An 18,951-nucleotide genomic window follows, 5' to 3' on the forward strand; every position below is an offset into this window, starting at 1 on the left:
ATATGTTTTCGTAGTTTTATTACAAGCTTTATTTGTATTTTTTTTAATTAAGGCTTTTTAATGTAATTTTATTACGTAAAACAACCAAAAATCTTGGCGACCTGCGTCACATAAAAACAGAAATAATCCTGTAACCACCTAATAAGTAAGATATTACAGAATTATTTCTATTTATTACATTAAATTGTTAACGATTGATCAGATATTGATACAGACCGACCAAGGGACTCGCAGTGGGTTTTCCATAGAGCGGATCGCCCTCCGTTGCACTGCCAGCGATATCTAAGTGTGTGTAAAATAAAGGAATTGCGGCATTTATGCCATGTTCAAACAATCCCGAAGCCTTAAGCAGAAACGCCGTCGGATATTGATGCCCACGGGCCGTTACCGAAGATGGCGCATTGTTAGAAGATAAAATATCAGCCGCCCCTGAGACTTCACGGATCTTGGCAAAGTCCTCGCGGCGCAAAGTAGAAACCTCAAAGGGTTCGCCCCATTGGCTTGCCTGTAACGCGAGTGTCTGCGCACACTTGGCGCCACTGGCGACCGCATTTTCAACCGCAGCAGGATACGCCCCGTAACAACGTACCACATGGCCCGTGAGAGTCGCGACCGAGAACAACTCTGGTTGCACCGCCGAAACCGCTTTAATACGCAGATGACTTAACAGGTCAGCCAATACTAAGCGCCCTTCCGCATCCGTATTACCAATTCGCACCCGCACGCCCGCATGGCTAGTGATAATTTCATCGGTGACAAAGGCTTCGCTACCAATGCTATTACGCACTAAGCCCAGTTCGGCGATCACTCGGATCCCTTTAGGCTTGAGCATAGACAAGGTTTTAAATAACCCCGCCACGACAGAGGCGCCACCTTTATCGCGGCTCATGCCCGCCATTGCGCCGCCCACTTTCAGATCGGCGCCGCCCGTATCGTAGACCACACCTTTGCCTGCAAATAGGAAGGTACGAGTAATCTCGCCTTCGGGCAGATATTCGAGTTTCACCACCCGCGGTTGATGACGTCCGACGGCAAAGGAAGAACGCGCCACCGCGCTTAACAGTGGATAATCACGCTCGAGAATATCCCTATCTTCCACCACTGCGGTTTTAATCACACTGCCTTTAAAGGCTTGCAAACAATATTCGGCAAAGGCCTTAGCCGACATACGCTCAGGTTCAGTGCCACATAAATCCCTTGCCAACACACGGCCAGCTTCTAATGCGTTGAGCAATTGACTCTTTTTAGATGTTAGAGACAGCAACCCTATAGCTTCAAAGGCTGGCGTTAAGCCCGTTGCCTCGCGTAATTCTAAGGTTTGCCATAATTCTTGACCGCAGGCGAGCGCCGCAACTTCAGTCGCAAAACCAAACTTGGGCGTGGTAGAAGGCACCACATAAAGCAGGGGACGCTTAGCGCCCGCGTCTTTAGCAATAGCAATAGCAGCTCTTGCCGCATCGCCAAATACACGCACATCGGCATAATCATCAGCCACTTGAGTGACCGGCGCTATGATTAAACGGCCACCGGCTAAACCGGGGGCAAACAGTAACGTCGGGCTCTTACCGACACGCTTATCGACCTTAGCACCATGCTCGGCCAATAAACTGATCTCATCAATTCCAATAGCACCAAGATCCGGTGTGACGACCACAACCGCATCCCAACCTTCACCATCAAAAATGGCATTTTCTGCTTGTACATCAACAAAGTTAACTTGAAACATGACCCATCCTTTTTCATTATTGTGCCTGCATTATTCCCGCTATAACGCTTAATTACCAATCAAAAAATCCCTTTGTCCCCATCGAAAAGACTGAGGGTGGCAACTTTCGCTGCCACAAGCACACATAGGCTGATCGAGAAGATTAATCGGCAGAGCAGAATGTGGTAGGATCAAGCCAAATTTGCCCTATACCCACAAGACCTGATGAGGGACCTCCTGTGACAGCGTTAAGTCAGTTATACCCACAGCCTTTATGGCAATGGTTCGAACAAATCTGTGCAATTCCCCACCCTTCCAAACATGAACAAGCACTCAGCCAACACATCCAAGCGTGGGCTAAGAGTAAACAACTCGATGTCGTGGAAGACGCGGTCGGCAATTTAATCATTCGCAAACCCGCAACGGCAGGAATGGAAGATCGCAAAATCGTCGTGATCCAAGCTCACATCGATATGGTGCCGCAAAAGAATGCCGACAAAGTGCATGACTTTACCAAAGATCCTATCGAAGCCTATGTTGACGGTGACTGGGTAAAAGCCAAAGGCACGACCTTAGGCGCCGACAATGGTATTGGCATGGCGTCAGCCTTAGCGATTTTAGGTAGCGACGATATCAAACACGGCCCACTGGAAGTACTACTCACGATTGATGAAGAAGCGGGCATGACAGGCGCCTTTGGCCTACAAGCAGGTATGCTTGATGCTGAAATCCTGATCAACACCGACTCAGAGCAAGAAGGTGAAATCTACATGGGCTGCGCTGGCGGCGTCGATGCGCAGATCACTCTGCCTATGGTATGGCAAGCATCGGAGCAAAGTTACGCATCATTTAGCCTGCATTTATCTGGCTTAAAAGGCGGTCACTCTGGGGTCAACATCCATTTAGGTCGTGGTAACGCCAACAAACTATTGGCGCGCTTCCTGTTTGAAAATGCCGATGAATTAGCGCTGGAATTAACCCAATTTACCGGTGGTTCACTGCGCAATGCCATCCCACGCGAAGCCAATATTAGCTTTATGTTACCCGCTGAAAATGTCGATGCACTGAATGAAAAAGTGCGTGCTTTTGAAGCCTTAGTCCGCGCCGAGCTGGCCATTGCCGACCCAGACATGCGTTTAGTGTTGAGCGAAATCCCAACGCCAAAACGCGTGATGAGTGAAAACAGCCAAAACACGCTGATCGACCTGCTGCATGTATGCCCTAATGGCGTAATGCGTATGAGCGATGAAGTCGCGGGCGTGACAGAGACCTCACTCAACGTTGGCGTGATTAGCACTAACGATGAAGAAGTTAGCATTCTGTGCCTAATTCGCTCGCTCATCGATTCGGGCCGCAGCCAAGTTGAAGGCATGCTCAATGCGCTGACCAACCTCGCTGGCGCTGAAATTGAATTCAGTGGCGCTTACCCAGGTTGGAAGCCAGATAACAGCTCACCCGTAATGGCAATTGTGCGTGAGACCTACGAGTCTATCTATCATAAAGAACCGGTTATCATGGTGATCCACGCGGGTCTTGAATGTGGTCTGTTCAAGAAGCCTTATCCAGAAATGGACATGGTGTCTATTGGCCCTACCATCCGCTATCCACACGGCCCGGATGAAATGGTTAATATCACTACAGTTGGTCAATATTGGGATCTGCTCCTTGCTGTGCTAGAACGCATTCCCGCTAAAGGTGAATAATCACTCCAGCTGAATAGTCGCTAAGCAGACTTAAATAACAAAGGCCGTAGAGGGGTTACCAATGCGGCCTTATTGTTGCTTCTATTTGCGCACTGCATAAGGCTGATTATCGCGTTAACTTACATAACTTAGCTAAGCTAGGTTAGATTGGCGCGGAGCCTGAGCCGCCCAGATGAGATAAACACTAAAACACAAAATCCAACTGCTTAGTTTCGCGGGCCATGAGCGGCGAAAGCGTGTCTTTACTCTCGGCGAGCCCAACAGAAACCCCGAGTAACCGAATTCCACGGCCCTCTTGCCTAGCCATTGCTTGGCTCAGTAGCTCATAAAACATCACCACGGAGACCTCGTCACTACGATGCTCGATGGTGGTCTGTTTAAAATCATTAAATTTAAGTTTGACCACCTGCTTATGGATTTGCCTTCCCTTAGCGCTTCGCCCTAAACGGCTGGACAACTCTTGGATTAATCCCGGCATCACCTGCTGGCACTGCTCCAGCGTGTAAATATCCTGAGCGAGAGTGGTCTCAACGCCCACGGATTTGCGCTCGCGGCTCACAGAAATCCCGCGCTCATCGATGCCATGGGCCCGCTCGACTAACACGGCGCCAAACTTACCAAAACGGGCAATCAACTCTTGCTTAGGATAAGCCTGCACATCGGCGCAGGTATTTAAGCCTAGCGAAGACAGTTTTTCAGCGGTCACTTTACCGACTCCGGGTATTTTCCGCAGGGATAAGCTTTTAACGAACTCGGGGACCTCATCGGGTGGGATAACACATTGCCCATTGGGCTTATTTAAATCAGAGGCAACCTTGGCGAGAAATTTAATCGGTGCCACGCCCGCTGATGCCGTCAGCCCAGTTTCGGCCAAAATATCACGGCGAATCGCCTCGGCGATTAACGTGGCAGAGCCCTTAAACAGCTTACAATCGCTGACATCTAAATAAGCTTCATCGAGGGAAAGCGGTTCGATTAACTCAGTGTATCGGGAAAAGATGGCGCGAATTTGCTGTGAGACCTCTTTGTAGACCTGCATACGACCGGGAACGAGGATAAGATCGGGACACAATTTCAGTGCGTAACCCGTCGCCATAGCCGAACGCACACCAAATTTGCGCGCCTCATAATTACAAGTGCTGATGACGCCACGCTGCACCCGACTGCCGCCGACAGCCAGCGGTTTACCGCGGTATTCGGGAAAATCCCGCATTTCCACCGCAGCAAAATAGCAATCCATATCGATATGAATGATTTTTCGCACCTTGCATTCCTCCGACACCCAAAATACTGTATATAAAAACAGTAATCAAGTACCACTTATCAATTTGCCGCGGTGCTGTTTGCGCTTGGATTATAAGCGCTCAAAAAACAAAGGGAGCCCTAAGGCTCCCTTGATTTGCAACGTTTTGAATTAAATCTTAAATTGCCCAATGTTGCGGGTGAGTTCGTGAGTCGCTTGCTCAAATCCTTGCAAACTTTGGGATAAATCTTGGCTCGAGAGCAAAGACTGATCGGACAAACCACGTACGCTAACCACGTTTTGCGCTACTTCTTCAGCCACAACGGCCTGCTGACCAATCGCGACGGTGATCTCCACCGTTTGCTGCTGAATCGACACAATGGCACTGGCGATATCACTTAAGGCTTGCTCCACTTGCGTAGTCAAGTCTTGCCCGACTCTTGCCTGCTCAACCCCAGATTCCATCACCTGCTCGGCTTGTAGCGCACTCTGTTGCAGGGTTTGGATAATCCCTTGAATGTTGGCGGTAGAATCTTGGGTGCGAGACGCGAGAGTACGCACTTCATCGGCCACCACGGCAAAGCCTCGGCCCTGCTCACCCGCCCGCGCCGCCTCGATGGCCGCATTGAGCGCCAGCAAGTTGGTTTGGTCGGCAATGTTACGGATCACGCTTAACACTTCGCCAATTTGCTCAGATCTGCTACGTAACTCCTTGATGACTTTGGCCGCTTCAATCACTTGAACCGATAATGCCTTCATACCTTCGGTCGCACGGGACACAATTTGAGTACCGTCATGGGCTTGGGTTTGTGCCTTTTCAGCAAAATCATTCGCCCGCTGGGCGCTAATCGCCATTTCTTGGCTCGTCTGTGCCATTTGGGTGGCGGCCGTGGCCACTGAGTCGATTTGTTGTTTCTGCGATGACACCGAAGATACCGCTAAATCACACACTTGGCGCGCATCCATCACCCCTGTGCCCACCTCTTGGGTTAAGTTGCGAGTGTGCAGTAACATCTGCTGCACCTTTTCGGCAAAGCGGTTGAAGGCATCACCCAGCTTGCCTAACTCATCCTCGCGCTCCATTAAAATGCGTTGGGATAAATCGCTATCACCTTCGGCAATGTCTTCCATCGCATCGAGCAATTTGCCGAGCTGGCGTCTAAAGGGCAATAACATCAACCATACTGTGATGCCGACCAACAGCATAATCCCTAAGGCAACAAAACAGGCATTCCAAAAGGCTTCGGTCACTGGCGCTTCAATCACCTCATGGGGCAACATAAAGGCTAAGTGCCATTTTTGCTTAGGATAATCACCGCCCACGGACACAAAGGTTACCCGCTGCGGCACACCGTTAAAGGTGACTTCGGCAAAGCCCTGCGCTTCGCGCTGCATTTGCTGTCTTAAGGCGGTAAAACCTGAGGTGTCCTTAAACTGGCTATCGATTTGATTCGCAAGTGAGCCCGGCGGGAATTTATCTGAGAATCCAGGGAAATAAACCAGCTTACCTTCATCTGTCATCAGGAAGGCTTGGCCATAGTTGCGGTATTTGATTGGCGCTAACAGGGTTTTACCAATGGTATCAATGAGAATATCCATACCACCAATCCCGATGAGTTCACCATTGGCACCATAGACTGGGGTTTTAACCGTGGCTGAAATAGATCCATCGTTGGCATCGACCGCAGGATCGCCCACAAACAAGCTGCGCTGATCGATAGCCTCCTGCCACCAAGGACGCTTGTTAGTGTAGTAGTTTGGATCGCCATCGAAACGGCCATTAAGGTCGAAATACTCGAAGGTATTCGCCGAGCCAAAGAACACTGACTTCACATCGCTATCACGGTCGGAGAACGAGCGGAAATAGCGAATAATATCTTGGTACTGTTGATCGTTGGCTAAGTTACTGCCACGGGCATGATATTGGCTAAACCAATGGATAAGCCCAGGCTCGGCAAAAACCGAGTGGATCACTTGTCCCTTGGCAACAAAGTAACCACCAATCTCATTGGCCTTGAGAGCCACAAGCGCCGAAATGTCCGCATCCACTTGCTTACGTGTGTTATTACTTTCTTTATTCACGAGCAAAGCGGCAACTAAAGTAAGAAGTACAGCGAGGGCACCGACGATAGTTACCACTAACTGCAAACTAAGAGAACGTTTTATATATCTCATCCATCTTCCCGTCTGGTTAACCAACCACTTAACAAAAAAGCCTGCAAAAACAGTTTCACACGGTAACAATTTTTACTAGCCAACAACAGCCGAAATGATGATAAAAAACGTAAACAAGTATTTGTAAAGAATAGACATTAGCAAAATAACAGGAATCGCTAAACAATCGACATCCATCAGAAGATCCCATTGCGATAGCGATTTTTTACAGAGTGTTAGACTAAATACTCAAAATCCAAAAACAAAGGCCAGTCATTTAGTGACTGGCCTTTGTGCTTAAGCTGCGTAAGCGGGCGTGGTTACATCTTAGTTTGCAGATAATTCGGTAAACCAATTCGGTCAATCAAACCGAGTTGTTTTTCTAACCAATACATGTGGTCAGATTCGGTGTCATCAAGTAACACTTCTAAGATCTCACGGGTTTGATAATCTTTTTTCGACTCACACAGGGCAATCACCTTACGCAAATCATCGGCGACCTTATACTCATAGGCCAAATCGTTACGCAGCATCTCTTCAACGTTTGAACCAATGTTGAGCGCTTCCCGCGCGGCCACATTCGGCACGCCTTCGAGGAATAAAATACGCTGTACCAGTTTGGCCGCATGACCTTTTTCATCATCCGACTCATGGGCAATACGCTCATAAAGTTCGTTCAGGCCCCAGTCTTCATACATATGGGCATGCACAAAATACTGATCCATCGCCGATAACTCTCCCGTTAGGAGACGATTCAACGCGTCGATGACCTCTTTATCACCTTTCATATTCAGCTCCTATGACTCACTAATTTGCGATTGAAGATAGTTTTGAATGCCAGTTAAGCTAATCAGCTCCTGCTGTGACTCGAGCCAATCTAAGTGCTCTTCTTCATCTTCAAGGATATCTTCGAGCAGATCGCGGCTCACATAATCCTGCTCCGCCTCGCAGAGGCTAATGGCATCCCGTAACAGTGTGAGTTGTTCCTGCACCATAGCTAAATCGCAATCCAGCATCTCTTGGGTGTGCTCGCCAATACGCAGTTTTTCGAGCTGTTGCAGATTCGGTAATCCCTCTAAAAATAATACCCGCTCGATAAGCTTATCGGCGTGTTTCATATCTTGGATGGATTTCTTGTATTCGACGTGATCTAGCTTCTCGAGACCCCAATGCTTGAACATTCTGGCATGGAGAAAATATTGATTAATGGCCGTTAACTCACAGGTAAGCACCCGATTGAGTTGTCCCACCACTTTAGGATGACCTTTCATAAGTAACGATCCTTGATATGAGTGAAAGATTGATCTAAATCAAGCTTCTAGCCTAGTACAGTTTTCAGCTTAACTCAAATTTTCTTTATTTTTCACCAACTTAAAGATAAAAAGCATTCTCATTATCGCTTAGATTAGCCAGCTATCCTCCTCATATATCAAGGATTAATTTTATGGGTACGCTCAGCAGGTAAGTAAATTCTCTTTCTTGCAGTTATAAAAGGCACTCGTTAACTGATTAGCATAACCCGCGTCACTCATCCCTTCGTGAACTTGCGCTTTCCAGAACGAAATCGACGCTCAAAACCTTTGCAGCGCTAAAGTCGAGGCAAAAAAATAGCCTCCAGAGGAGGCTATTTCAGTTGAAGCGGATAATTAAATGATCCTGTCTTTCGTTAACTTCTCACGGCGCGCTTCTTCTGCGGCCATACGACGTTTACGCTTGTCGCAGGGATCATCACAATCGCAGGCTTTTTCAATCCCTAATACACCTAAACCGCCACAGCTTCCTTCAACGGCTTTGCGCTTGATGAGATAACCTATCGACATAAGCAAAAAGAACAGTAATAAAATCACAAATGCCGCGATAAAAGTGCTCATGTTAACTCCAACTACTTAAGGAAAGGCTTGAAGGCGTCACTGTAGTAGACTTTAAATCCTTCGCCTTGCTTTTCTATTAGCATTATCGCCAAGTGTTCTTTCTTGGCAAGCTCCAATGACGCTTCTGTGCCTAAAACCATCATCGCCGTCGCAAAACCATCGGCCGTCATACATTCCTTATGCAAAACGGTCACAGATGCTAGCTTATGATTAATCGGCAAACCGGTACGTGGATCAATTATATGAGTAAAACGCTGACCTTCTTCCTCATAATAATTGCGATAATCCCCCGACGTTGCCATAGCCATAGTGCCAGGCTCAATCACCTGCTGCACCGCCATACCATCATCGGTCGGCTTCTCTATCGCGACGCGCCACGAGCTACCATCGCCTTTAGTGCCTTTAATGCTCAGCTCGCCACCAATTTCGACTAAGTAACCGCTTGCATGGTACTTATCTAAAATCGAGGCCACTTTGTCCACGCCAAAACCTTTGGCGATTGAAGACAGGTCCACATATAAATGCGCATTGTGCTTGCTTAAGCGATTGCCTTCGATAGAAAGCTCACTGATACCCGTTTTGGCTTTAGCCGCATCGATATCGGCCTGAGTAGGCACTTTGGTTGGGCGCTTATCGGGGCCAAATCCCCATAGGTTCACCAGCGGCCCTAAGGTAATGTCTAAAGCTTTGTCCGTCACGTTATATAAACGCATGCCTTCTTTAACCACTTTAATGGTATCAGGCGACACTTCAACGCTTTGCTCGAGCGGTAACTGATTGAAACGAGACAGTTCTGAATTAGGTCGATAGGTCGACATCTGGTTATTGACTTGCTCTAGGGCTAAGTCAATTTCGGCCTGCAGTAATTGGGCCGTTGGCATTTGCTCATTGGGAACCACTTTAATGTGGTAGGTCGTGCCCATTGTGCTGCCCGCGAGGGAGATAACCTCATCCTGTTTACTACAGGCTGAAATAAAAAAGGCTAGACCTACAAGGACCAGCCAGTACACTGAATGCTTTAACACTGAGGTTTTTAACACGGGGGTTTTTAACGCTAGGGTTTTAAACATAGTGACTAACAACTCTTTTGGATGCCCTTTAATGCAAAAGTTGCAGATGAGAGCTTTACTCCACATCTGCAACTCTTCTCACCTTGGGCTAATTCACATTAGCCGCCGAAGTCATCCAACAGGATGTTTTCGTCTTCGACACCAAGATTTTTCAACATACCGATTACGGCTGCGTTCATCATTGGAGGTCCACACATGTAGAACTCACAATCTTCTGGCGCTTCATGGTCTTTCAGGTAGTTTTCATACAGTACGTTATGGATGAAACCTGTGTAACCATCCCAGTTGTCCTCAGGTTGAGGATCAGACAGGGCCACATGCCATACGAAGTTGTCGTTTTCAGCCGCTAGGCCGTCAAAGTCTTCCACGTAGAACATTTCACGCTTAGAACGTGCACCGTACCAGAAGCTCATCTTACGCTTAGACTTCAGACGCTTCAGTTGGTCGAAAATGTGTGAACGCATTGGTGCCATACCCGCACCACCACCGATAAACACCATTTCTGCATCGGTATCTTTCGCGAAGAATTCACCGAATGGGCCAGAAATCGTCACTTTATCGCCAGCCTTCAGGCTCCAAATGTAAGATGACATCTTACCGCATGGTAAGCTCAAGTTACGTGGAGGTGGCGTCGCGATACGCACGTTCAACATGATGATGCCAAACTCTTCTGGGTAGTTAGCCATGGAGTAAGCACGGATTGTTTCTTCGTCAACTTTAGATTCTAACTTGAAGAAGCCAAAGTGTTCCCAGTCACCACGGTATTTTGCTGGTACGTCGAAATCAGCATATTTAACATGGTGTGCAGGCGCTTCAATCTGGATGTAACCACCCGCACGGAACGGAACAGATTCACCATCAGGAATTTGCAGCTTCAGTTCTTTAATGAAGGTCGCCTTGTTATCGTTAGAGATAACAGTACATTCCCACTTCTTAATACCGAAGATTTCTTCGTCAAGCTCGATTTCCATGTCGTTCTTAACGTTCACCTGGCAAGACAGACGGCAACCTTTACGGGCGTCACCCTTGCTGATGTGATCTAATTCTGTTGGCAGAATATCACCGCCGCCAGACTTCACCACTACGCGGCATTGGCCACAAGAACCACCGCCACCACAGGCGCTCGATACGAAGATACCGCTGTTCGCTAGCACGCCTAACAGCTTGCCACCGGCACCGGTTGTAATCGCTTTTTCAGGATCGTCGTTGATGCCGATCGTGATGTCACCGCTAGACACTAGCTTAGATTTAGCGAATAAAATCACTAACACTAAGACTAGGACGATAGCAGTAAACATACTCACACCGAGGTAAACCTCGAGCGGAGTAGATTTAAAAATACCAAGAATATCCATTAACTTATCCTTAGAAGGTCCAATTCAAGAAGCCGTTTGGTGTCTCTTACAGAGACACACCAGAAAACGACATGAAACCTAAGGCCATTAAACCAGCGGTAATAAAGGTAATACCTAAACCACGCAGGCCATTCGGCACATCGGCATACTTCAGCTTCTCACGGATACCGGCCATCAATACGATAGCTAATGCCCAACCTACTCCAGAGCCGAAACCAAACACCACACTTTCGCCCAGCTTGTAGTCACGCTCAACCATGAATGATACCGCACCGAAAATTGCACAGTTCACAGTGATCAGAGGTAAGAAGATACCTAACGCGTTGTACAAAGGAGGAAAGTACTTATCCAGTGCCATTTCCAGAATTTGAACTAAAGCCGCAATCACACCGATAAAGGTAATGAATTTCAAGAAGCTTAAGTCAGCTTCAGGTGCACCAGCCCAAGCCAGTGCGCCAGGTGCTAACAGCCCTTGGTAAATAACTTGGTTAGCAGGAACAGAGATAGTTAACACTACAACTACCGCAATCCCTAGGCCCATCGCGGTAGTCACTTTCTTCGATACCGCTAAGAAAGTACACATACCTAAGAAGAAGGCCAGTGCCATGTTTTCAATGAAAACAGAGCGAATTAACAGGCTAATATAATGTTCCATCTCAAATTACCCTTTTGCTTCAACTTGCTCTGGCTTATAGGTACGAATAATCCAAATCAGAATACCGATCAGGAAGAACGCACTTGGCGGCAGTAATAACAGACCGTTTGGTTGATACCAGCCACCTTCAGAGATCTTGTGCAGGATTTGAACACCGAACAGAGAACCGTTACCAAACAGTTCACGCACGAAGCCAACGGCTAACAGAATCGCACCGTAACCTAAACCGTTACCGATACCATCCATAAAGCTCATCATTGGCGGTGTTTTCATCGCATAGGCTTCAGCGCGACCCATTACGATACAGTTCGTAATGATAAGGCCCACGAATACCGATAACTGCTTAGAAATCTGATAAGCATAAGCCTGCAGCAATTGGTCAACCACGATTACCAGAGAGGCAATAATGGTCATCTGTACGATAATACGTACGCTGCTAGGAATATGGTTACGGATCATTGAGATAAACAGGTTAGAAAACGCTGTTACCGCAGTTAATGCCAACGCCATTACCAGTGCAGTTTCGAGCTTGCTCGTTACCGCTAACGCACTACATACACCAAGTACTTGTAATGCAATCGGGTTGTTGTTGACGATAGGTCCAGTCAGAACCTGTTTCAGTTCTTTAGCGTCAGACATTAGCTGAGACCTCCATTGCGTGCTTTTTCAATGAAACTCGCAAAACCTTCTTTACCTAACCAGAATGTTAGAGAGTGTTGAACACCGTTACTGGTCAGAGTCGCGCCGGATAATGCATCTACACCGTATTCAGTGCTAGCAACAGCTGGGTTTTTAGTTACGCTGATAGCAATGTTACCTTGCTCATCAAATAACTTCTTACCGTGCCATTTCGCTTTCCACTGAGCGTTTTGCACTTCACCACCAAGACCTGGGGTTTCGCCTTGCTCGTAGTACACTAAGCTTTGAATCGTGTTCAGATCAGCATCTAACGCGAGGAAAGCATACATAGTCGACCACAGGCCATAACCATGAACTGGCAGGATCACGCTGGTTAACTTACCTTGTTCGTCACGCACTAAATAAACCACTGCATCTTCAGCAACACGCTTAACCGAAGCGATGTCGTTTTGAGGTACAAATGAGGTTTTCACATCGCGAGACGCTTTGCGTTGATCGAATGTGTTGGCATCAACACCTTCAACCCAATCACCGGTTTTTAAGTTAACTAACTTAGCTTCGATGTGCTTGCTGTAAGTATCCAAAATCTGAGCTTTGGTTACTTTGCCCGCTTTCGTGTCAATCAGACCCGCAGCTTCGAGGATGTACTTTTGCTTATCAAGCAGCTTGTTTTCTGCTTGAGTTGGGCGCAGTAATACTGCCGCAGTCGACACGAATATCGCACAAATTAGACATAAGCCAACGACGATAAATAACGTTCTGCCGAACGAATCTTTATTACTAGCCACGAGCAATCCTCCGCTTGATATTTGCCTGAACCACGAAGTGGTCGAACAATGGCGCGAACAAGTTAGCAAACAGAATCGCTAACATCATGCCTTCTGGGAATGCAGGGTTAATCACGCGGATAAACACAGCCATTGCACCAATCAAGATACCGTATGCCCATTTAGCTTGGTTAGTGAACGACGCAGACACTGGGTCAGTCGCCATAAACATCATGCCAAATGCAAAACCACCTAACACTAAGTGCCAGTACCAAGGCATTGCAAACATTGGGTTAGTGTCGCTACCGATCACATTTAACAGTGTAGAGATAGCAATCATACCGACCATCACGCCGCCAACGATGCGCCATGAAGCGATACGGGTATAGATGATAACCAGACCACCTAACAGAATCGCCAGAGTCGATACTTCACCCACAGAGCCTGGAATGAAACCGAAGAACGCATCCCACCAGTTTTGGTTGAATGTGTAATCTAAGGTACCCGCTGCCGCTTGGCTCAGAGCCGTTGCACCAGAGTAACCGTCAGCGACAACCCATGAAGTGTCACCAGACATGTTCAGTGGGTAAGCGAAGAACAGGAAGGCACGACCGGCTAATGCTGGGTTTAAGAAGTTACGACCAGTACCACCGAACACTTCTTTAGCCACAACCACACCGAAGGTGATACCTAAGGCCACCATCCACAATGGGATAGTTGCTGGCAGGGTTAACGCGAACAGGATAGAGGTAACGAAGAAACCTTCGTTAACTTCGTGGCCACGGATAGCGGCAAACAGCACTTCCCAAATACCCCCCACGGCGAAAGTCACCGCATAGATAGGTAGGAAGAAACAGGCGCCGTACCACATCAGTGCTGGCCAGCCAGAGTTGGCGGTCAGTTCGGTACCGAACATGCCGAACAGGCTCACTTGCCATACGTCAGGCGTTGCAAAACCCGCGATTAACGCAAGTTGTGCTTGCAGACCTACGTTGTACATACCCACGAACATCGCTGGGAAGGCACAGGCCCAAACCGTGATCATCATACGTTTCAGATCGATGTTGTCGCGAACGTGGGTTTTACCCTTGTTCACTTTACCTGGCGTATAAAAAATGGTGTATGCCGCTTCGAAGAGGGCATAAAACTTTTCGTATTTACCGCCTTTTTCAAAGTCGGGTTCAATACGTTCGAAAAAATCTTTCAAGCTCATTAGCCTTCCCTCTCGATCGTATCTAAACAGTCACGCAGATATGAACCGTAGTCATATTTGCCTGGACATACGAACGTACACAGTGCGAGATCTTCTTCATCCAACTCTAACGCGCCTAAAGTGGCAGCACCGTCAAAGTCACCTGAGATCAGGTCACGCAGCAACATAGTAGGAAGAATATCCAATGGCATTACACGCTCGTAGTTGCCGATTGGCACCATAGCGCGGTCTGAACCACCAGTACTGGTCGTCATGTTGAACAGACGAGAAGCGCTTAAGTGGCCAAGGAATGCACGGGTAATAGAGTATTTGTTTGAGCCTGGTAACACCCAACCAAATAATTCTTTTTCAGTGCCTTCTTCTAACAGACTCACCTGCGCGTGGTAACGACCTAAATATCCTTGAGGACCTACAGCAGTACGGCCATTCAGCACAGAACCTGAAACAACACGTACGTTACCATCTAAGGTTTCGCCCGCGGTCAGTTCAGTCATGCTTGCACCTAAAACAGTGCGAACCAAACGTGGCTTAGCCGCTTTAGGACCGGCAATTGCGACCACACGTTCGGTATTAAGTTGACCGGTAGTAAATAGCTGACCAATGGCTATTACATCTTGGTAACCGACATGCCAAACAGTACGTTTTGCAGAAGCTGGAAGTAGGAAATGGATATGAGTACCAACAAGACCCGCTGGGTGAACACCGGCAAATTCTTCAACTTGGGCATTAGCGGCAGGAATATCGGCGCCAGGCGCTTTACAAAGGTAAACTTTACCTTCGGTAAGTCTTGCTAAGACCTTAAGACCATTAGCAAAATCTTCTTTATGCTCACGGATCACTACAACAGGATCGGCGGCATGGGGTTGCGTATCAATCGCGGTTACAAAAATACCAGCGGCAGAAGAATCTACGGCAGGCACTTTGCTGAAAGGACGTGTACGCAATGCAGTCCATAAACCTGATTCGATCAGGTTGTCACGGACCAGTTGCGAGTCTAGCGTATCGAGAGCAGTGGCGTCATACTTAGCAAAGGCAACGCTTTCGTTCCCTTCTACTTGAATAACAACAGACTGCAGCACACGCTGGGCGCCCCGGTTAATGTCTAATATAGTACCACTGGCTAAAGCCGTATATTTTACGCCAGGATTTTTCTTATCTTCGAAAATCACCTGACCTTTTTGTACTTTATCGCCCACTTTGATCTTCATCGTTGGACGTAAGCCAATATACTCTTCACCCAAAGTAGCTACATGTTTAATGGCTGGGCCATTATGGATAACTTGCTCTGGTCCGCCTGCTATAGGCAGTTCCAATCCTTTCTTAATTGTAATCATATCCACAAGCACTACGTTTTGAAGGAAAGACAATGCGCCGCGTTCCTGCTAAATACTGAGGTTTTAAACAAAACCTACTGCATTGAGCTAGCGCAGATTTATCACAGAAATGCGATCGCAATCACGCTGGTCGCGCGCATTTTACCCCAATTGCCGTGGCATCGCCACGAAAATTATAGGTGATTTCAAACCTCAAATAAGGATTTAAAAGAATCATGCGCTACAGCGTTCACCTTCCGACCGAGTGAGGGCTCAGAAAGAGAAAATATTACGGTCGTCAAATACTATAACATTAATTTTAAAAGAAATAATTTAGCGAAAGGTCGATACCTCTTTATGGCGAGGCTTAATACGACTATTTCGCTTTCTCGTTGAATAATCTTTAAACAAGATTTAATTCAGTTTAAAAACGCCATTGATAACCCAAATAGCTGATCCGTCCATTTTCAGACCGAATTCCGCTATTTGATGCTGTGGTGACTAAGGACTCATCGAGTAGGTTTTCGACGCGAATATACAACCTATGGTGTTTATCAAAATCATAGTTTGCCGCTAAATCGACCCGCCATTGGCCCGCAACCTGTTGCAGTTCGCTACCAAATTGGCTGAAATTCCGCTCCGATTGATAGGCCGCCTCAAGATTCAGTTGATATTCGCCATAGTTAACCCCCGCACTCAATTGCAATTGATGTTCGGGTAACCAAGCCAATCTCTCTCCCTCTAGAACACAGCCTTGGACATCGGTGCAAGTGCTGGTTTGATACTCGGCGCTAAGATATTGATAATTTAGCCCTAAGGGTAACTCTACCCCACCCAGATCCCAGCGATAGCCAAGGCCAAGTTCTACACCATAGGTAAGCACATCGGGAATATTCTCTTGGGTTAACAAGCGTTCATCGGCGCACATCGAATAGCTATCGCAATCCACATGCAGATTATCAAACTCTTGCACATAGGCCCGTAAATCTGCTTTTATCCCTTCGCGTGCATATTGGGCACTCACTTGATAATGGAGCGACACCTGAGCCTCTTGGGTAGTATTCCCCGCGCTTGCCGCAGTCCAGGCCCGACGGATATCGGTACTAAAACGCCAATCGCCCGCATCATAGAGCACACCTAATTGCGGCATCCAATCACTATCGGAGAAATCCGCTTCGTCCAGCTCCGCGAACGCTTGCTTCACTTCACGATTGACACTCACATGCTCGTAAGTAAGCCCTAACTTGATTTGCATGCCTTGCCAACGGAATAGCGAGTCAATGGCCGACGTCAGCGCAGTGGCATCATCGGTATAAGCGAACAGGGCGTTTGACTCATCAACCATCAGACTTCTATCCGCTTGCCATAACGCCGTTTGCTCGCCAAAGTGCATTTCGGCCTTATCCGTATGATAACGAGCGCTGTAAATAATTTGATGTTCGCCGTATTGGTTTATGGCTTGGGTCTGGGCGCCAAAGGCGCTGTAATCGTTGTCTTGGACGAGCAGAGCGACATCATTAACATCCGCGGTTGGCGCACGGTCAAAGGCGGCGATGTCCGCAAGCGTTGCAGCGTCAATCTCTTGCCCATTAAACAAGCCAAGTTGGTTCAGTTGTTGTGAATAGGACTGATAGTAAAAGTCAGTGATCACTTTACTGCCGCCTAAATCCACTTGGTGTGATAGCTGATACTTGTGCTGCCGCCCCTGGTGGTTATCTTGTGCCGTTGCCGAATATAAGAGTAAGGGATCCTGTTGCCAGTCCGCTGCCGTAATACCAAGCTGCGAGCGATAACTGTCATCATCGATAAATTGGTAGATAAATTCTGTTTGCTGCGGACTACGAGCCCCGAGCAAACTGGCGGCGTTGACCTTAAACAGCAGGTCAGTTTTTTTTCTATCGGCATCGCTGCCGTTGAAAAAATTTGCATCACCTTGTTCTTGAAGATAATTCGCCGCGAATAAGGCTCCATATTCCTTTTGCTTAACGCCCCAAGTCATGCCGGCATTGAAGTCGGAATCCGTTGCACCTTCAACCTGAAAACTACCAGACTGAGGTTGGTCGGCAATTTCAAGGCTCTGGTAATTCACCACCCCAAAGGCTCCCTGCCCGCCTACCGTCATATTTGCCAGTGGTGCACTCGTGACATTTTGCTGTAGTAAAAGGTTGGGCAGTAACTGCAACTGCGGCGCCGAATATGGCGCGGGTGAGAAATACACCCTATCTTGCATCACAGCCACACCTTGGCTGGCGGAGCGCATACTGATATTCGCACTATTTCCGCTGTGGTCGGCTCGCAATAAGGTTAGGCTGTTTAAGTAACTCAACTGCATCCCATCATCACTGGAGTGATACTGGTTATTGAGTTCAATCAGATCGAGCGTCTGAGAATGGAGCGGATTTGCATTAAGTGTATTAGGGTAAACACAGGAAACCGCAAGCGCGGTCAGCGACATCACAAAGTAGCGACTGGACATACCAAGCTCCCAAAAGTGTTTGTTAGCGTACGGCGTTTTTGTTGTTGTTTTGTAAAATAGCTGAATTTACTCGAAAAAAAAAGCGACGAATGTCGCTTTCTTGACGCTAACACTTTAGACCTCGCTAGCGCAGAATGCGCTAGCCCAGCAAAGCTTAGAGTTGACCTAAGATCTCATCGCTAAGTTTTAAGTCGTCGTTGCGGTTAACACTCACGCCTGCGGCGATAATGTTACGGGCAATATCTTGGGCTTGTTCTAACGAGTGCATCTGATAAGTACCACATTGATACTCGTTAAGCTCAGGAATTTCAGATTGCTCAACCACTTTGAGCACATCTTCCATAGAGGCAAGCCATGCATCGGCCACTTGGCGCTCGCTAGGCTCACCAATCAGGCTCATGTAGAAACCAGTGCGGCATCCCATTGGTGAAATATCAATAATTTCAACATCGCTGCCATTAAGATGATCACGCATAAAGCCCGCAAACAAATGCTCTAGGGTATGGATACCGCGCTCGCTGAGGATATCTTTATTCGGTGCACAAAAACGCAGATCGAATACGGTAATGGCATCGCCTTTGGGGGTACTCATATGTTTGGCAACGCGCACGGCAGGCGCATTCATCCGTGTATGGTCAACGGTAAAGCTATCAAGTAATGGCATAGGGCTCTCCAAATTCTTAGGGCGATACAACCGCTATCGGTTTATGGGCGCAAGCATAACACCAAATGGATTCGGTCGATAACAAGATAATGTAAGATGAAATCATCTCATATCAATCAGACG

At 47.5% G+C, this 18,951-nt stretch carries 16 protein-coding genes; 1 reads left to right on the plus strand and 15 read right to left on the minus strand.

Annotated elements, in window-relative coordinates:
* Positions 1 to 187: 187 nt before the first annotated feature.
* Positions 188 to 1,726 (minus strand): M17 family metallopeptidase, encoded by a 1,539-nt coding sequence (locus L2713_RS00610; protein WP_248966509.1) that lies wholly within the window; start codon positions 1,724 to 1,726, stop codon positions 188 to 190.
* A gap of 218 nt (positions 1,727 to 1,944) precedes the next feature.
* Here L2713_RS00610 and L2713_RS00615 point away from each other — a divergent pair, with 218 nt between their 5' ends.
* Entirely contained in the window at positions 1,945 to 3,408 is a 1,464-nt protein-coding gene (locus tag L2713_RS00615) for an aminoacyl-histidine dipeptidase (RefSeq protein ID WP_248966510.1), read from the plus strand.
* Positions 3,409 to 3,592: 184 nt separating this feature from the next.
* On the opposite strand, the gene dinB is transcribed toward L2713_RS00615, so the two are convergent.
* From dinB to luxS, 14 genes are all read right to left on the minus strand, one after another.
* Positions 3,593 to 4,672, minus strand: a complete 1,080-nt coding sequence (gene dinB, locus L2713_RS00620) for a DNA polymerase IV (RefSeq protein ID WP_248966511.1) — start codon at positions 4,670 to 4,672, stop codon at positions 3,593 to 3,595.
* 150 nt (positions 4,673 to 4,822) lie between these two features.
* Positions 4,823 to 6,826, minus strand: a complete 2,004-nt coding sequence (locus L2713_RS00625) for a methyl-accepting chemotaxis protein (RefSeq protein ID WP_248966512.1) — start codon at positions 6,824 to 6,826, stop codon at positions 4,823 to 4,825.
* A gap of 299 nt (positions 6,827 to 7,125) precedes the next feature.
* Positions 7,126 to 7,593: a bacterioferritin gene (gene bfr / locus L2713_RS00630; RefSeq protein WP_011625412.1), complete on the minus strand. Its 468-nt coding sequence runs from the start codon at positions 7,591 to 7,593 to the stop codon at positions 7,126 to 7,128.
* 9 nt (positions 7,594 to 7,602) lie between these two features.
* A complete protein-coding gene (bfr, locus tag L2713_RS00635; protein WP_011621736.1) occupies positions 7,603 to 8,076 on the minus strand; it encodes a bacterioferritin in 474 nt (157 codons plus the stop codon).
* A 375-nt stretch (positions 8,077 to 8,451) separates the two neighbouring features.
* Positions 8,452 to 8,676, minus strand: coding sequence for a (Na+)-NQR maturation NqrM (gene nqrM, locus L2713_RS00640; RefSeq protein ID WP_007645837.1), 225 nt, complete (start codon positions 8,674 to 8,676; stop codon positions 8,452 to 8,454).
* A gap of 11 nt (positions 8,677 to 8,687) precedes the next feature.
* Positions 8,688 to 9,746: an FAD:protein FMN transferase gene (locus tag L2713_RS00645; RefSeq protein WP_248966755.1), complete on the minus strand. Its 1,059-nt coding sequence runs from the start codon at positions 9,744 to 9,746 to the stop codon at positions 8,688 to 8,690.
* Between the two features lie 98 nt (positions 9,747 to 9,844).
* Positions 9,845 to 11,101: an NADH:ubiquinone reductase (Na(+)-transporting) subunit F gene (gene nqrF / locus L2713_RS00650; protein ID WP_011716070.1), complete on the minus strand. Its 1,257-nt coding sequence runs from the start codon at positions 11,099 to 11,101 to the stop codon at positions 9,845 to 9,847.
* 46 nt (positions 11,102 to 11,147) lie between these two features.
* The gene (gene nqrE / locus L2713_RS00655) at positions 11,148 to 11,756 is read right to left on the minus strand and encodes an NADH:ubiquinone reductase (Na(+)-transporting) subunit E (RefSeq protein ID WP_006080469.1); all 609 of its coding nucleotides are present in this window, start codon (positions 11,754 to 11,756) and stop codon (positions 11,148 to 11,150) included.
* A gap of 6 nt (positions 11,757 to 11,762) precedes the next feature.
* A complete protein-coding gene (locus L2713_RS00660; protein WP_011621733.1) occupies positions 11,763 to 12,395 on the minus strand; it encodes an NADH:ubiquinone reductase (Na(+)-transporting) subunit D in 633 nt (210 codons plus the stop codon).
* The gene (locus L2713_RS00665) at positions 12,395 to 13,183 is read right to left on the minus strand and encodes a Na(+)-translocating NADH-quinone reductase subunit C (RefSeq protein ID WP_086904332.1); all 789 of its coding nucleotides are present in this window, start codon (positions 13,181 to 13,183) and stop codon (positions 12,395 to 12,397) included. The genes L2713_RS00660 and L2713_RS00665 overlap by 1 nt, the downstream gene beginning before the upstream one ends.
* Positions 13,176 to 14,375, minus strand: a complete 1,200-nt coding sequence (locus tag L2713_RS00670; protein WP_011716068.1) for an NADH:ubiquinone reductase (Na(+)-transporting) subunit B — start codon at positions 14,373 to 14,375, stop codon at positions 13,176 to 13,178. The genes L2713_RS00665 and L2713_RS00670 overlap by 8 nt, the downstream gene beginning before the upstream one ends.
* A complete protein-coding gene (locus L2713_RS00675; RefSeq protein WP_248966756.1) occupies positions 14,375 to 15,709 on the minus strand; it encodes a Na(+)-translocating NADH-quinone reductase subunit A in 1,335 nt (444 codons plus the stop codon). The genes L2713_RS00670 and L2713_RS00675 overlap by 1 nt, the downstream gene beginning before the upstream one ends.
* A 403-nt stretch (positions 15,710 to 16,112) precedes the next feature.
* Complete coding sequence (locus tag L2713_RS00680) at positions 16,113 to 18,164, minus strand: TonB-dependent receptor domain-containing protein (protein ID WP_248966513.1); 2,052 nt, start codon at positions 18,162 to 18,164, stop codon at positions 16,113 to 16,115.
* Between the two features lie 154 nt (positions 18,165 to 18,318).
* Positions 18,319 to 18,828: an S-ribosylhomocysteine lyase gene (gene luxS, locus L2713_RS00685; RefSeq protein ID WP_011625409.1), complete on the minus strand. Its 510-nt coding sequence runs from the start codon at positions 18,826 to 18,828 to the stop codon at positions 18,319 to 18,321.
* Positions 18,829 to 18,951: the final 123 nt, after the last annotated feature.

The organism is Shewanella seohaensis (genome assembly GCF_023283775.1).
Lineage (GTDB): Bacteria > Pseudomonadota > Gammaproteobacteria > Enterobacterales > Shewanellaceae > Shewanella > Shewanella seohaensis.

What these genes read in the sequence shown, in the direction of transcription:
- L2713_RS00610 (WP_248966509.1), bottom strand. Translation starts at nt 1,726, where the DNA reads ATGTTTCAAGTTAACTTTGTTGATGTACAAGCAGAAAATGCCATTTTT.
- L2713_RS00625 (WP_248966512.1), bottom strand. Translation starts at nt 6,826, where the DNA reads ATGAGATATATAAAACGTTCTCTTAGTTTGCAGTTAGTGGTAACTATC.
- bfr (WP_011625412.1), bottom strand. Translation starts at nt 7,593, where the DNA reads ATGAAAGGTGATAAAGAGGTCATCGACGCGTTGAATCGTCTCCTAACG.
- bfr (WP_011621736.1), bottom strand. Translation starts at nt 8,076, where the DNA reads ATGAAAGGTCATCCTAAAGTGGTGGGACAACTCAATCGGGTGCTTACC.
- nqrM (WP_007645837.1), bottom strand. Translation starts at nt 8,676, where the DNA reads ATGAGCACTTTTATCGCGGCATTTGTGATTTTATTACTGTTCTTTTTG.
- L2713_RS00645 (WP_248966755.1), bottom strand. Translation starts at nt 9,746, where the DNA reads ATGTTTAAAACCCTAGCGTTAAAAACCCCCGTGTTAAAAACCTCAGTG.
- nqrF (WP_011716070.1), bottom strand. Translation starts at nt 11,101, where the DNA reads ATGGATATTCTTGGTATTTTTAAATCTACTCCGCTCGAGGTTTACCTC.
- nqrE (WP_006080469.1), bottom strand. Translation starts at nt 11,756, where the DNA reads ATGGAACATTATATTAGCCTGTTAATTCGCTCTGTTTTCATTGAAAAC.
- L2713_RS00660 (WP_011621733.1), bottom strand. Translation starts at nt 12,395, where the DNA reads ATGTCTGACGCTAAAGAACTGAAACAGGTTCTGACTGGACCTATCGTC.
- L2713_RS00670 (WP_011716068.1), bottom strand. Translation starts at nt 14,375, where the DNA reads ATGAGCTTGAAAGATTTTTTCGAACGTATTGAACCCGACTTTGAAAAA.
- L2713_RS00675 (WP_248966756.1), bottom strand. Translation starts at nt 15,709, where the DNA reads ATGATTACAATTAAGAAAGGATTGGAACTGCCTATAGCAGGCGGACCA.
- L2713_RS00680 (WP_248966513.1), bottom strand. Translation starts at nt 18,164, where the DNA reads ATGTCCAGTCGCTACTTTGTGATGTCGCTGACCGCGCTTGCGGTTTCC.
- luxS (WP_011625409.1), bottom strand. Translation starts at nt 18,828, where the DNA reads ATGCCATTACTTGATAGCTTTACCGTTGACCATACACGGATGAATGCG.